Below are 13,425 nucleotides of genomic sequence, written 5' to 3' on the forward strand. Positions count from 1 at the left end.
GTTCACACACGAGTTCAGGAGGGAGGCAGACACATGAACACAAACACGAACACCACGTTCGATGCGGTGAGTAATCGCGTCCTGGTGAACGCATTTGTCATGTCCGCCTCCCGGGGGGTCCTCGCTTTGCAGGGGACCGGCCTGTCCGGCGGCGATGTCAAAGCTGTGCCGATGACTGTCATCCATCAGCACACTCCGATTCGTCTCCAGGACAAGCCCAGCGTGGGTTGGCAGCCGGCCGCCGTCTCGGCACCGGCAGCACCCGCCGATGAAGCCGGTTACGCACCGGAGTTCATCGGCGCAATCCGCCTCCGCGTCCACCCAGCGACCGTGATCAGGTCTCGACAGAAATGTCGAACTAGGTAGGGAACACCTCCCAGACCTCCTGGCCACGGATCGCGAGAAGCGAAATCCGTGGCCATATTTTTTCGGCTCCTCAGCCGTTGGCACCGGGTTCGCACACCGAACATTCGACCGCTGCAAACGAGCTGAAGGAGAACGACGTGTTCACCGCCCAGGACTGGCCGACGGCCACTGCTGACGTGACATGCCGAACCGTGGCGCAGAGCCCTCGCGTCCGTGAGGTCACCAAGACTCTGCCCTGTAGGGGCGGAAACCCTGATCTGTGGTTCGCCGAGAGCCCCACCGATCTCGAGCAGGCCAAGGAACTGTGTGCGGCCTGCCCGATCCGCAAGGGCTGCCTGACCGCGGCCATCGATCGTGCCGAGCCGTGGGGTGTGTGGGGCGGTGAGATCTTCGACCAGGGTGTCGTGATCGCCCGCAAGCGCCCCCGTGGTCGTCCGCGCAAGGTCGCGATCATGGCATGAACCTGGGAAAAGGGTTGTACCGCAAGCGAACCGCTCACCTGGTCATGGTGAGCGGTTCGTTTTGCGTTGTGGGTCGACCGGCGCGGCGAGCGTCGGCTAGGAAGCTTGTTCGGCGCGGAAACCCGGCACCCAGGTGCGCACCAGGCTCATGAAGCCGAGCTCGGCATCGAGTTGGGCCAGGATGCCGACGGAGCCACCGAGGACCCGGAAGACGGTCAAGTATTCGGCCGGAAGTTGCAGGGCGCGCGCGGTTTTCATCTCCGGGCTGGAGAACTCCGAGGCCTTGCCCGCCACTTGCTGCATCCACGCGCGGGTGAAGTGGAAGGTATCGGTGCGGATGGGGTCGCTGAACGGGCGCAGGTACGCCTCGATCTCCTCGTGGGTCACCACGCGGCCCGGAATGACCCAGCCGTGCTCGTACAGCAGTTCGGTGAGCTCGGCGTGGCGGTCCTCGACGGCCAGTGCGAGCATCCGGCCGAGGATCTCCGGGAAGCCGTCGGGCATCGGCGCGCAGGCACCGAAGTCGAGCACGGCCAGGGTGCCGTCGGGGCGGATCAAGAAATTGCCGGGGTGCGGGTCGCCGTGCAGCAGGCCGACCAATTCGGGCGAGCTGAAGTGGAACGAGCCCATCAGTTCGGCGATGCGATTGCGCTGGGCCAGGGTGCCCTCGGGATCCTCGGCGCCCGCCTTGATCAACGCCGACACCGGGGTGCCGTCGAGCCATTCGGTGACGATCACCTTCGGCGCGCCCGCCACCACTTTGGGGACCGTGATCGTCGGGTGCCCGTCGAAGGCGGCGGCGAAGCGGCGCTGGTTGGCGGCCTCGATCCGGTAGTCGAGTTCTTCCTCGGTGCGTTCGGTGATCTCGGCGAGCAACGGCTTCACATCGGCGCCGGGGATCACCGACGAGAGCAGGCCGGTCATCCGGGACAGCGTTTTGAGGTCGGCGCGCAGCGCGTCGTCGGCACCGGGGTACTGCACCTTCACCGCCACCGGGCGCCCGTCCGACCACACCGCGCGGTGTACCTGGCCGATGCTGGCCGAGGCCGCCGGGGTGTCGTCGAAGGACTCGAAGCGCTCCCGCCATTTGGTGCCAAGCTGTTGATCGAGCACGCGATGCACCGTCTCGGCGGGCATCGGCGGTGCGGCGGCCTGCAGCTTGGTGAGCGCTTCGCGATAGTGCTCGCCGAATTCCTCCGGAACGGCGGCCTCCATCACGCTCAGCGCCTGCCCGAACTTCATCGCGCCGCCCTTGAGCTCACCGAGCACGGTGAACAGCTGCTCGGCGGCTTTCTGGTTCAGGTTCGCGTTGATTTGCTGCTTGTCACCGCCGACGAGCTTTTTGCCGAACCCGACAGCGGCTCGTCCGGCGATGCCGAGCGGAATCTTGGCCAACTTGGCATTGCGGCTGGAACTGCGGCGCACGATCTCGGACACGGTACCCATCATGGCTGAACCCGAGGGGTATGTGCCATGGGAATGCTCACACCGGCCGGTGCGGCGCTCGTCACCGCGACGTTTCCCGCGCGCGAGCCGCCATGTTCCGACAGCCGCAGTCCTGGTGCGGCAGCCATGGTCGACGCTGGATCTCGTGGGTATCGAGGTCGAGTTCCACGGTGGCGTCGAGCGTGCGCGGTTCCCGCCGCGGTGAGCAGGCGACGATCGCCTCGAGTTCGCCGAGCGCCAGCGCGGTCGTCGCCGCGAGGCCCGCGGGGGAAGCGTGCCCGGTGCGGCCGAGCAGCTGGGCGGCCAGATGCGGCCAGTCGGTATCGAAGCCTGCCCGGGTCAGATCCGCACAGCGCAGACAGCTGGTCTCGCCGGGCAGCACGAGCGGGCCGACCACGCCGACCCCGTCGCGGACTCGCACCTGCAGGTGCGGCACTCGGCGCAACACCAGATCCACCGACAGCGCCGGGTCGATCATCAACGCGTCGGTGAGCACCACCAGATCGCCCGCGGCGGCGCCGAGCGGCACGCCCGGTCGGTAGGTGCGCGAGCGGGTCGGGCGAAAACCCATGCGCCGCAATCCGATCGTCACAGCATCCGAGAGCGGGCCGAGGCCGTGCACCGTGACACCGCGGATCCTGGCGAGTTTGGTTTCGGGTTCCAGCAGCAGGCCGGCCCGCTCGATCGCGGTGAGCATGCCCAGGGTCCGATCCGGGCTGATACCGAATTCGCCCGCCCGCCAGATGATCTGGGGACGCGATTGCAAGCCGTCGAGCAGGCGCAGGAAGGCCAGCACGGTTGCGGTGTCGTGATCGGTGGTTTCGAGCAGCAGCGCGCGTTCGGGATCCCAGCCGAGCTGGACCGTGCCGGACGGGCGAACCAGGGTGGTCACTCGCGGGTGGAGCATCGGGCCGCGCAGTGGGGAGGTGGTGGTCATGGCTGAAGTATCGGCACCGAGCCGGGACGCACCGTGTGCCGAAAGCCAGGTTATCCACAGGCTATCGGCGTGTCGGCTTGAGGATTTCGAACTGTGAACAGCCTGTGTACGGCCGGTCGTCGCCGCATTTTCCGGCGAACGCCTGCCACGCAACCGTGTCGCGCCACCGAGATCGGAAGTTTTCTCACCGACCTCGGTGGCGCGGTACGGATCAGGACTTGCCGGTGCCGGAATCCGGGTCGGCGTCGTTCTCGTCACGCGGGGTTTCGTCGGAATCGGCCGCATCGGTCTCGGCTTTGCGGAGACCGGCCGCGTCGCGTTCGCGCGCCTCGGTCTCGGCGAGCTGGGCCAGCGGATCGTCGAAAGCGCCTGTGCCGCCGCCGATGACGGAGTCGATGAAACCGGCGGGCGAGTCGAGATCGGTGGAGTCGGGCAGCAGATCGGGGTGCTCCCACACCTTGTCGCGACGCTCCATCCCCGCATCGGTGGTCAGCCGTCGCCACAGCGCCGACGCCTCACGGACCTTGCGCGGCCGCAACTCCAGCCCGACCAGGGTGGCGAAGGTCTGCTCGGCGGGTCCGCCCGTGGCCCGGCGGCGACGCAGCGTCTCCGACAACGCGCTCGCGCCCGGCAGGCGCTCACCCACCGCGTCGCCGACCACGACGTCGACCCAACCCTCGATCAGCGCCAGCAGCGTCTCCAGACGCTCGAGCGCCTGCTTCTGCTCGGGTGTGGTCTGTGGCTCGAAGGTGCCCTGGGAGAGCAGTTCCTCCAGCTTGGCGGGGTCGCTCAGCGACATCGGGTCGATGCCCTGCGCGGCTTCCTCGATCGCGGAGAAGTCCATCTTGATGCCCCGCGCGTAGTCCTCGACAGCGCCGAGCACCTGCTGCCGCAACCATGGCACATGCGCGAAAAGTCGCTGGTGGGCGGCCTCGCGGGCCGCCAGGAACACCATGATCTCGCTCTCGGGCTGTTCGAGGCCCTCGCTGAACGCCGAGATCGCGGTGGGCAGCAGCGCCGCGGTACCGGCCGGGCCGAGCGGCAGGCCGATATCGGTGGAGGTCAGCACCTCCTTGGCCAGCTGGCCCAGTGCCTGTCCGAGCTGCGAACCGAACGCCAGCCCGCCCATCTGGCCGAGCATGCCGACCATCGGTCCGGCGAACTGCTTGGCCTCCTCGGGCAACTGCGCGGTCCACATGCCCGAGATCTGCTCGGCCACCGGATCGCACAGGCGCTTCCAGGTGGGCACCGTCTCCTCGATCCAGTCGTTCGGAGTCCACGCGACCGTCTTGGTGGCGCCCGCGGGCAGCACGGTGGCGCCGTCGAGCCACAGCTCGGCCAGGTGCGCCGCGTCGGTCACCGCGGTGGTCGTGCCCGCGGCGATCGGGGCGATCGTGGCGCCGAGTTGCTGGCGGGCCAGTCGCTTGGCGACGTCGTAGTTGACCGGGCCGGACTGCGAGCCGCCGGGACCCATGCCCTGGCCCATGCCGCTGATCATCTGCCCGAGCTGGCTCAGCATCTGGCCCAGCTGCGACGGATCGAACCCGCCCGCACCGCCGACGCCACCCGCTCCGAATCCGAACGGATCGTTTCCGCCGGGTCCGTTGCCCTCGTCGCGACGTTTGCCGGAATCGTCGTCGTCGCCGGTCGAGAAGCCGAAGGGGAGATCACTCATACCCTTTACGTTACGCGGGACCCCTGGCCCTTCGGTGTTCGCGCATCGCGAAATCGCGGCGACATCGCCTGGTGGGCACAGTCGCGACAGCGTTCCTCTGCCGCGCGTGGTCGACGCGAGGGCGCAGGTGTGCCCGCGCGTCACAGCGTGCCACTGCCGTACGTCACGGTCGCCGATCACTACTGTGGTCCGAGTGAATCGTCGGATCCTCACCCTGATCGTCGCCCTCGTCCCCGTCCTCGTGCTCGGCGTGGCCGGCAGTGTGGTCACCGTGCCCTTCGTCGCACTCGGTCCCGGCCCCACCTTCGACACCCTCGGCCAGGTCGAGGGCAAGCCGGTGGTCGATGTCACCGGCGCCCCACTGGATCCCACGAGCGGGCACCTCAATATGACCACCGTTTCCGTGCGCGACGGGTTGAACCTGTTCGAGGCGTTCGGGTTCTGGGTCAGCGGTGAGCACGGCCTCGTGCCACGTGCCGAGGTGTATCCGCCCGGTGTGTCGCGCGAGGAGGTCGACAAGTCCAATCAGCAGGACTTCAAGGATTCCGAGAGCGATGCCGAGGTCGCCGCCCTGCACTACCTGAAGATGCCGACCGTCGTGCTGGTCCGCGGCCTCGGTGACGAAGGCCCGGCCAAGGGCGTGCTCGAACCCGGCGACGAGCTGATCACCATCGACGGCACCCCGATCGCCACCCCGAAAGATGTGATCGACCTCGTCGGCACCAAGGCTCCCGGCGACACCATCACCGTCGTCTACCGCCGCAGCGACGCGGAGCGGACCAGCCAGATCACCCTCGCGCCACGCCCCGGCGACGAGGCCAAGGGATACCTCGGCATCACCCCGGGTGAAGGTGGACGTCCGCCGCTGCAGGTCGAGTTCAACCTCGCCGATATCGGCGGTCCGTCGGCCGGGCTGATGTTCAGCCTCGCGCTGATCGACAAGCTCTCGCCGGGCGAACTCAACGGCGGCACGTTCGTCGCGGGCACCGGCACCATCGACCAGGACGGCAAGGTCGGCCCGATCGGTGGCATCCAGTACAAGATGATCGCCGCCCGTGAGGCGGGCGCGCAGACATTCCTCGTACCCGCCGACAACTGCAACGAGGCCGTTCAGCGGGCGCCCGAAGGCCTTCGCCTGGTGAAGGTCGACACCCTCGACAGCGCGATCGCCGGCTTGGCCGACATCAACGCCGGCAGCGAGGCGATCAGCTGCGGGTAGGTCACTCCAGCGTGTGGTGCAGGGCCTCGACCAGGCCCGGAGCCAGATCGGGGTAGGTGCGCAGATCGAGATCGCCGAAGCCGTCGTCGTCTTCGGGACGGATCTGCAGCAGGCACAGCGTGGCGCCCTGGCGCAACACGCCCGCGATGAGGCGGGCATCGCGACGACCCGGATGCGCGAGGGCGGCGGCGCGCCCGGCCGCGTCGGCGGCCTCGTCGTCGGCGAGTAGCGGAATCAGCGCCTCGTCGAGATCGCTCTCGGCGTCGGGTGGCAGGACCACGATCTCCTGCACCAGCACGCAGCCTTCGACCGCGGGCGGCCAGGTGGTGGTGGCCAGGAACTCGTCCAGTGCCATCGACCCGCCGGTGATGTCGTCGGGGAAGGCTTCCTGGGCGACGGGGGTCAGCTCGCTGCCGTCGTCGAGCTGGTCCTGCAGATCGGGTTCGGCCGCGGCCAGGTCGGCGGTCGGCACCAACGCGAACATCTGCGGCGGGTTTCCCCAGCCCTCGGCGTCGGCGAACTCGACGACCTCGCGCACACAGCGGGCGAGGAGAACTTCGGCGTGCTCGTCTTCGGTCACCCGCACATCCAATCATTTTCGGCCCAGACGCTTGCACGGTGTCCGATTTCCGTAGAGTGGGCGCCAACGGTCCGGCAACGGATCACCCCCGCAACATTCGGATTGCGGTGACTGCGCCGATCACGGTGTGGAGCCGCCGGAGCATGGAGAGTGGCACCGTGGGCATGCGGCCCCCCACCGGCTTACCTTCGTTGTCCCGACGCAGCCGTGTGCTGCTGGTGACGGCAGTCGTCCTCGCGGCGCTGCTGCTGCTCGGGCCCCGCCTCACCGACGCCTATACCAATTGGTTGTGGTTCGGCGAGGTCGGTTATCGCAGTGTGTATCTCGGCGTGTTGCGTACGCGCCTGATCCTGTTCGTCGTCGTCTCGCTGTTGGTCGGCCTCGTGGTCTGGGCGGCGCTGCTGCTCGCCTATCGGTCGCGCCCGGTCTTCGTGCCGGTCGCCGGGCCCAACGATCCGATCGCGCGCTACCGCACGACCGTGATGAGCAAGTTGCGGCTGTTCGGCGTCGGCATCCCGGTGCTGCTCGGCGTGCTGTCGGGACTGGTCGCGCAATCGAACTGGGCGACCGTGCAGCTGTTCCTGCACGGTGGCGAGTTCGGTCAGCAGGACCCGCAGTTCGGACTCGACATCGGTTTCTACACCTTCGACCTGCCGTTCTACCGGATGGTGCTGAACTGGCTGTTCGTCGCGGTGGTGATCGCGTTCTTCGCGAATCTGGTGACCCACTACGTGTTCGGTGGCCTTCGGCTGGCCGGGCGCGAGGGCACTCTCACCAGGGCCGCGCGCGTACAGCTCGCGGTGATCGCGGGAATCTTCGTGCTGCTCAAGGCGGTGGCGTACTGGTTCGACCGGTACGACCTGTTGTCGAGTACCCGCAAAGAGCCGACGTTCGGCGGTCCGTCGTTCACCGACATCAACGCGGTGCTGCCTGCCAAGCTGATCCTGCTGTCGATCGCGGTGATCTGCGCGTTGGCGTTCTTCGCGGGAATCGTGCTGCGCGATCTGCGGGTTCCCGCGATGGCGGCGGCGCTGCTGGTGCTGTCGTCGATCCTGGTCGGTGCGGTGTGGCCGATGGTGGTCGAGCAGTTCTCGGTGCGTCCCAACGCCGCCGAGAAGGAGAGTCCGTACATCGAGCGCAACATCATGGCGACTCGAGAGGCGTACGGGATCACCGACGACAAGGTCGAGTATCAGAACTACCGAGGTAGTTCCACGAAGAGCCCGCTCGAGGTGCCCGCCGACGCGGCGACCATCGGCAACGCCCGCCTGCTCGACCCGAACATCCTCTCGGCCACCTTCACGCAGCTGCAGCAGCGCAAGAACTTCTACGGCTTCCCCGAGTCGCTCGACATCGACCGCTACAACCTCAACGGCGATCTGCAGGATTACATCGTCGCCGCCCGTGAGCTGCATCCCCAAGCACTGTCGGGCAACCAGAAGGACTGGATCAACCAGCACACCGTCTACACCCACGGCAACGGTTTCGTCGCCGCGCCCGCCAACCGGGTGAACAAGCCGCAGTCCGACGCGCAGAGCGCCGCGGGCGGCAGCGATTCGGGTTATCCGCTGTTCATGGTGAGCGACCTGTTCACCAAGGTCGAGGATCAGCAGATCAAGGTCGACCAGCCGCGCATCTACTACGGCGAGCTGATCGCCCAGACCGACCCCGACTACGCCATCGTCGGTACCGCCGAGGGTCAGGCTCCGCGCGAATACGACTCCGACGAGGCGCAGTTCACCTACGACGGCAGCGGTGGCGTCGCGATCGGTAACTGGTTCAACCGGCTCGCCTTCGCGGCCAAGTACGCCGAGCGCAATATCTTGTTCTCCTCCGCGATCAGCGAGGACTCCAAGATCTTGTTCAATCGTGGTCCGCGCGACCGGGTGCAGAAGGTCGCCCCGTGGTTGACCACCGACGGCAATGCCTACCCGGCGGTGATCGATGGCCGCGTCAAGTGGATCGTCGATGCCTACACCACGCTCGACAAGTACCCCTACGCCCAGCCGACCTCGCTCGACGGCGCGGTCGAGGACAGCATCGACAAGAAGACCGGGCGCGTGATCCCGCGCAAGGAGGTCAGCTACATCCGTAACTCGGTGAAGGCCACCGTCGACGCCTACGACGGCACCGTCACCCTGTACGAAACCGATACCGCCGACCCGGTGCTCAAGGCGTGGCAGGGCGTGTTCCCGGACGCGGTGAAGCCGGAGAGCGAGATCTCGCCCGAGCTGCGCGCGCACTTCCGTTACCCGGAGGACCTGTTCAAGGTCCAGCGCGACATGCTCACGAAGTACCACGTGGACAACCCGCGCGAGTTCTTCACCAACAACGCGTTCTGGTCGGTGCCCAGTGATCCGACGATCGAGGGCGGCACGTTCAACCAGCCGCCGTACTACGTGCTGCTGGGTGATCCGAAGACCACCAAACCGGTGTTCAACCTGACCTCGGCGATGGTCGGCTACAACCGGCAGTTCCTCTCGGCCTACATCTCGGTGCGGTCGGATCCCGACAACTACGGCAAGTTCACCGTGCTGCAGCTGCCGACCGACAGCCAGACCCAGGGTCCGCAGCAGACACAGAACTCGATGACCACCGCCGACGCGGTGTCACGAGAGAAAACGCTGCTGTCGAACTCGAACAAGATTCGCTACGGCAACCTGCTCACTCTGCCGGTGGCCGATGGCGGCATTCTCTACGTCGAACCGTTCTACAACGAACGCAACACCGGTTCGTCCACCTTCCCGCAGCTGCTGCGCGTGCTGGTGAGTTATCGCGACGCGGCGGGCAGCGTGAAGGTCGGCTACGCGCCGACGCTGGCCGAGGCGCTGAACCAGGTGATGCCGGGTGCGGGCTCGCTGGCGACACCGTTCGGCGGTGATCCGTCGGTGAAGCCGAAACCGGGGGCGACCCCACCGGTCGACCAGGGCACGGTCACTCCGCCAGGCGACGGCACGACGCCGCAGCCGGGGACGACGCCGCCCGCGGGTTCGTCGACTCAGGAGGCCGCGGCCGCCGAGCTCAACCGCAAGATCGAGGCGGTGCGCACGGCGATGCGGTCCGGCGACTTCTCCGATTACGGTAAGGCGCTGGAGGAACTGGACGTCGCGATGAAGGCGTACCAGGACGCTGCAGGCCGGTAACCACCACCGGCACCGAGAAAGGCCCCGTCGCGAGACGGGGCCTTTCTCGTGCAGGGGGAACGGTGGATCAGCCGCCGATCGAGGCGATCAGCGGAGCGTTGGCGGTGAGCAGGTCCTGGTACCGGCCCGCGACACCGTACTGGTCGGCCAGCGCCTGACCTGCGGCCTTGGCCTGGTCGACGGCGACCTGGACATCGGTCTTCGCCTGGGCGGGCAGCTCGACCGGCAGTTCGACGGCGGGCTCCTCGACCACCTCGGGCTCGGACGCGCCCGACTGGAGGAACTGGCCGCAGTGCGGCCACGCGCCGACGCCCTGGCTGGCGAGCACGTTCTCCGCGACGCGGATCTGCTCTTCCTTGCTGGCGTTGTGCGCCGAACCCTGGCCGCCGTTGGCCGCCCAGGTGCTCTGCGAGAACTGCAGGCCGCCGTAGTAGCCGTTGCCGGTGTTGATACCCCAGTTGCCGCCGCTCTCGCACTGCGCGACGCCGTCCCAGTTGTAGGCGGCGGCGGAGGCGGTGCCGGTGGCGACACCGAACGGAACGGCAACAAGGGCGCCGGCGATGGCGGCGACGCCAAGGGCGCGGGTGCTGAATTTCCGGGTCTCGGTCATGGAAGAGACGCTAACCAATGAATCGATGCCGATCACATCTTGATAACGGGCCGTTTCTATGATTGGAACAGGCGTCTTTTCAAGGTTTACACTGCATAACCAGTGGGAATACCTGGATTCTGATCGGTCTGTTATTGGACCGTTATGTGTTCGGGATCACGGGGTGATAGTGATGCCGCTCACCGAAATGCGACCCCCGTGCTTGCCATTCACGGAAAGTGTGATGACTGCCACACTGAATGGCGCCGGTGTGCGGTAGTGGCCGGTATAGGTCGTGGCGATCAGGCAGAAAACCGGGCCTGACCTCACGATTTGGCACCTGAGCGCACCTGTGTGTAATGTTGTGTTCACACCGACGCGGGGTGGAGCAGCTCGGTAGCTCGCTGGGCTCATAACCCAGAGGTCGCAGGTTCAAATCCTGTCCCCGCTACAAAACGAAGGCCCGGAACCACTGGTTCCGGGCCTTTCGCGTTGTGCGAGGTAAAGACGTTCTTCGAGCTAAGCGTCGAGGTCGCTGGCGACGAGTTCGGCGATCTTGGCCAGGGTCGGCTGATCGTCGCTGGTGATCACCACTTCGGCGCCCTGGCCCGCGCCGAGGGTCATGATCATCAGCGCGGAACCGGCGTCTACCGGTTCGCCGCCCGTCACCGCGATGGTGACAGGAACGCCGGCCGCGCCGACAGCCTCGGCGATCAGGGCCGCGGGGCGGGCGTGCAGGCCGACGGAGGAGCCGACGGTGACGGTGGTGCTTGCCATGGGATTTCTCCTTGTGTGCGAACGGATTACGCGGTGGTGAGGACAGGGGCGACGGGCTGCTTGCGGGTGAGTTCCTTGGCGAGGGTGACACAGGCCGCGGCGACGACGGTGCCCACGACCAGCGCTACCAGGAACCACATCAGTTGCCCGATCGCGAAGAACACGAAGATGCCGCCGTGCGGTGCGCTCAGGGTGACGTCGGTGGCCATGATCAGCCCTCCGGTCACCGCGCCGCCGATCATCATCGACGGCAGCACCCGCAGCGGGTCGGCGGCGGCGAACGGAATAGCACCCTCGGAGATGAACGAGGCGCCCAGCAGCCAGGCGGCCTTACCGTTCTCGCGTTCGGCCTCGGTGTAGAGGCGTGGGCGCAGCAGGGTCGACAGTGCCATCGCCAGCGGCGGCACCATGCCCGCGGCCATCACCGCGGCCATGATCCGCAGGGTCGCGGTGTCGGTGACCGACAGGCCGGCGGCGGCGAACGAATACGCCGCCTTGTTGACCGGACCGCCGAGGTCGAAGCACATCATCACGCCCAGGATGACACCCAGTGCGATGGCGGAGGTGCCGGACAGGCCGTTGAGCCAGTCGGTGAGTCCGTTGGTCACGGCGGCCAACGGCTTGCCGAGCAGCACGAACATCAAGAGGCCGACGATCGCCGAGGCGAGCAGGGGGATGACCACCACCGGCATCAGCCCGCGGGCCCACGTCGGCACCGGCAGTCTGCTCACCCACAGTGCCGCGAATCCGGCCACCAGGCCGCCGACCAGGCCGCCGAGGAATCCCGCGCCGACGAACACCGCGATCGCGCCCGCGGTGAAGCCCGGCGCCAGCCCGGGACGATCGGCGATCGCGAAGGCGATGTATCCGGCCAGGGCCGGGACCAGGAAGCTGAAGGCGAGGGAGCCGATCTGGAAGAGCACCGCACCGAAGTAGGTGGCCAGGCCGCCGTCGGGCAGGTCGGTGATCGAGTTGTCGAGCACGATCGTTTTCGCGCTGTCGGAGATCTCGTATCCGCCGAGCAGGAAGCTCAGCGCGATCAGCAGACCACCCGCGGCCACGAACGGAATCATGTAGCTCACGCCGGTGAGCAGGATCTGGCGCAGGCGGGTGCCCCAGCCGATGCCCTTGGTCGCCGTCTGCGCGGGCGTGGGCGCGGCGCCGCCGACTGTGGCAGCGCCCGCGGTGGTGCTCGCCGCGACGGCCTCCGCGATCATCGTGTCGGGCTCGTTGATGGCGCGCTTGACGCCGGATTCGATCACGGGCTTTCCCGCGAACCTGCCGCGGTCCTTCACCCCGACATCGGTGGCGAAGATGACGGCGTCGGCGTCGGCGATCGTGGACGGATCGAGGGTGTCGCCACCGCTCGAGCCCTGGGTTTCCACCGCGACGTCGACTCCGGCGCGTTCGGCCGCGGCGACCAGGGAGTCGGCGGCCATGTAGGTGTGGGCGATACCGGTGGGGCAGGCGGTCACGGCGACGATCTTCGTTCGCGCTCCGGACGTCGACGCGGTGACGGTCGGCGAACCGCCGGCGGTGGCACTGCCGGTCGACGCCGGACTGCCCTTTGCGTCCGTGCCGGAAACAGCGACGCCCGTCGCGGTACCGGCGAGGGCACCCGCACCGCCGCCGCCATGGTCGGCGGACGACTCGGCGACGCGGGCCGCATCGGGCTCGCCTGCGTCTGCGGGCGAACGCGCCCCGCCTGCGTCCGCGGGCGAACCAGGCACCGCCGCCGATCCGGTCGCGGCGGGAGAGCCGGTCGCAACCGGTGGAGGAGCGATGACGCCGTCGACGAGGGCGACCACGTCGGCGGGTGTCGCGGCGGCGCGCAGGTCGGCGACGAAGGCGGGTCGGACCAGCGCACGAGCCAGGGCGGACAGCAGTTTCATGTGCTCGGCCCCCGCGCCCTCCGGTGCGGCGATCAGGAAGACCAGGTCGGCAGGCCCGTCGGGGGCGCCGAAGTCGACGGCCGGGGCGAGACGGGCAAAGGCCAGCGACGCCGTCGTCACCGCCGACGCACGGCAGTGGGGGATCGCGATGCCACCGGGCAGGCCGGTCGCCGATTGCGACTCCCTGGTGAGGGCGGCCTCGGCAACTCCGGCCGCGTCAGCCGCCCGGCCGGCGGCGGCGAGCGTGCGCGCGAGTGCGGTGATCACCGCACTCTTGTCGGCGCCGAGGTCGGCGTCCAGTGCGATCAGGTCTGGGGTGATGATCGAAGCGGCCATCGTC

11 protein-coding genes and 1 tRNA gene are annotated in these 13,425 nt (G+C 67.8%); 5 read left to right on the forward strand and 7 right to left on the reverse strand.

What is annotated here, in order from left to right; all coding sequences use genetic code 11:
* Positions 1–33 precede the first annotated feature (33 nt).
* Positions 34–366, forward strand: a complete 333-nt coding sequence (locus ACFWUR_RS00290; protein ID WP_378899486.1) for a hypothetical protein — start codon at positions 34–36, stop codon at positions 364–366.
* A 137-nt stretch (positions 367–503) separates the two neighbouring features.
* Entirely contained in the window at positions 504–827 is a 324-nt protein-coding gene (locus ACFWUR_RS00295) for a WhiB family transcriptional regulator (protein ID WP_378899489.1), read from the forward strand.
* Positions 828–923: 96 nt separating this feature from the next.
* Here the strand turns inward: ACFWUR_RS00295 and ACFWUR_RS00300 are convergent, their stop codons facing one another.
* The 3 genes from ACFWUR_RS00300 to ACFWUR_RS00310 form a co-directional block, all read right to left on the reverse strand.
* A complete protein-coding gene (locus tag ACFWUR_RS00300; protein ID WP_378899492.1) occupies positions 924–2,273 on the reverse strand; it encodes an ABC1 kinase family protein in 1,350 nt (449 codons plus the stop codon).
* Positions 2,274–2,334: 61 nt separating this feature from the next.
* Positions 2,335–3,210 carry a TOMM precursor leader peptide-binding protein gene (locus ACFWUR_RS00305; protein ID WP_378899495.1) on the reverse strand — a complete coding sequence of 292 codons (876 nt, stop codon included), beginning with the start codon at positions 3,208–3,210 and terminating at the stop codon, positions 2,335–2,337.
* A gap of 211 nt (positions 3,211–3,421) precedes the next feature.
* Complete coding sequence (locus ACFWUR_RS00310; RefSeq protein WP_378899498.1) at positions 3,422–4,885, reverse strand: zinc-dependent metalloprotease; 1,464 nt, start codon at positions 4,883–4,885, stop codon at positions 3,422–3,424.
* 193 nt (positions 4,886–5,078) lie between these two features.
* Between ACFWUR_RS00310 and ACFWUR_RS00315 the strand changes: the two genes are divergently transcribed.
* Entirely contained in the window at positions 5,079–6,104 is a 1,026-nt protein-coding gene (locus tag ACFWUR_RS00315) for a PDZ domain-containing protein (protein ID WP_378899501.1), read from the forward strand.
* Position 6,105: 1 nt separating this feature from the next.
* Here the strand turns inward: ACFWUR_RS00315 and ACFWUR_RS00320 are convergent, their stop codons facing one another.
* Positions 6,106–6,684: a PPA1309 family protein gene (locus tag ACFWUR_RS00320; protein WP_378899504.1), complete on the reverse strand. Its 579-nt coding sequence runs from the start codon at positions 6,682–6,684 to the stop codon at positions 6,106–6,108.
* 158 nt (positions 6,685–6,842) lie between these two features.
* On the opposite strand from ACFWUR_RS00320, the gene ACFWUR_RS00325 reads away from it, so the two are divergent.
* A complete protein-coding gene (locus ACFWUR_RS00325) occupies positions 6,843–9,827 on the forward strand; it encodes a UPF0182 family protein (RefSeq protein ID WP_378900535.1) in 2,985 nt (994 codons plus the stop codon).
* Between the two features lie 67 nt (positions 9,828–9,894).
* On the opposite strand, the gene ACFWUR_RS00330 is transcribed toward ACFWUR_RS00325, so the two are convergent.
* Entirely contained in the window at positions 9,895–10,437 is a 543-nt protein-coding gene (locus ACFWUR_RS00330; RefSeq protein ID WP_378899506.1) for a transglycosylase family protein, read from the reverse strand.
* A 356-nt stretch (positions 10,438–10,793) separates the two neighbouring features.
* On the opposite strand from ACFWUR_RS00330, the gene ACFWUR_RS00335 reads away from it, so the two are divergent.
* Positions 10,794–10,867: transfer RNA gene (locus tag ACFWUR_RS00335), tRNA-Met, on the forward strand.
* A 68-nt stretch (positions 10,868–10,935) separates the two neighbouring features.
* Here ACFWUR_RS00335 and ACFWUR_RS00340 read toward each other — a convergent pair.
* Together ACFWUR_RS00340 and ACFWUR_RS00345 are read right to left on the reverse strand one after the other, a co-directional pair.
* The gene (locus ACFWUR_RS00340; protein ID WP_378899508.1) at positions 10,936–11,193 is read right to left on the reverse strand and encodes an HPr family phosphocarrier protein; all 258 of its coding nucleotides are present in this window, start codon (positions 11,191–11,193) and stop codon (positions 10,936–10,938) included.
* Positions 11,194–11,219: 26 nt separating this feature from the next.
* Positions 11,220–13,421, reverse strand: a complete 2,202-nt coding sequence (locus ACFWUR_RS00345; protein ID WP_378899511.1) for a fructose-specific PTS transporter subunit EIIC — start codon at positions 13,419–13,421, stop codon at positions 11,220–11,222.
* Positions 13,422–13,425 lie beyond the last annotated feature (4 nt).

The organism is Nocardia sp. NPDC058633, assembly GCF_042717045.1.
Classification (GTDB): Bacteria; Actinomycetota; Actinomycetes; order Mycobacteriales; family Mycobacteriaceae; genus Nocardia.

Bases quoted from the DNA above. Each gene is read 5' to 3' on its own strand.
- ACFWUR_RS00290 (WP_378899486.1), top strand. From the start codon at position 34: ATGAACACAAACACGAACACCACGTTCGATGCGGTGAGTAATCGCGTC.
- ACFWUR_RS00300 (WP_378899492.1), bottom strand. From the start codon at position 2,273: ATGGGTACCGTGTCCGAGATCGTGCGCCGCAGTTCCAGCCGCAATGCC.
- ACFWUR_RS00305 (WP_378899495.1), bottom strand. From the start codon at position 3,210: ATGACCACCACCTCCCCACTGCGCGGCCCGATGCTCCACCCGCGAGTG.
- ACFWUR_RS00310 (WP_378899498.1), bottom strand. From the start codon at position 4,885: ATGAGTGATCTCCCCTTCGGCTTCTCGACCGGCGACGACGACGATTCC.
- ACFWUR_RS00330 (WP_378899506.1), bottom strand. From the start codon at position 10,437: ATGACCGAGACCCGGAAATTCAGCACCCGCGCCCTTGGCGTCGCCGCC.
- ACFWUR_RS00340 (WP_378899508.1), bottom strand. From the start codon at position 11,193: ATGGCAAGCACCACCGTCACCGTCGGCTCCTCCGTCGGCCTGCACGCC.
- ACFWUR_RS00345 (WP_378899511.1), bottom strand. From the start codon at position 13,421: ATGGCCGCTTCGATCATCACCCCAGACCTGATCGCACTGGACGCCGAC.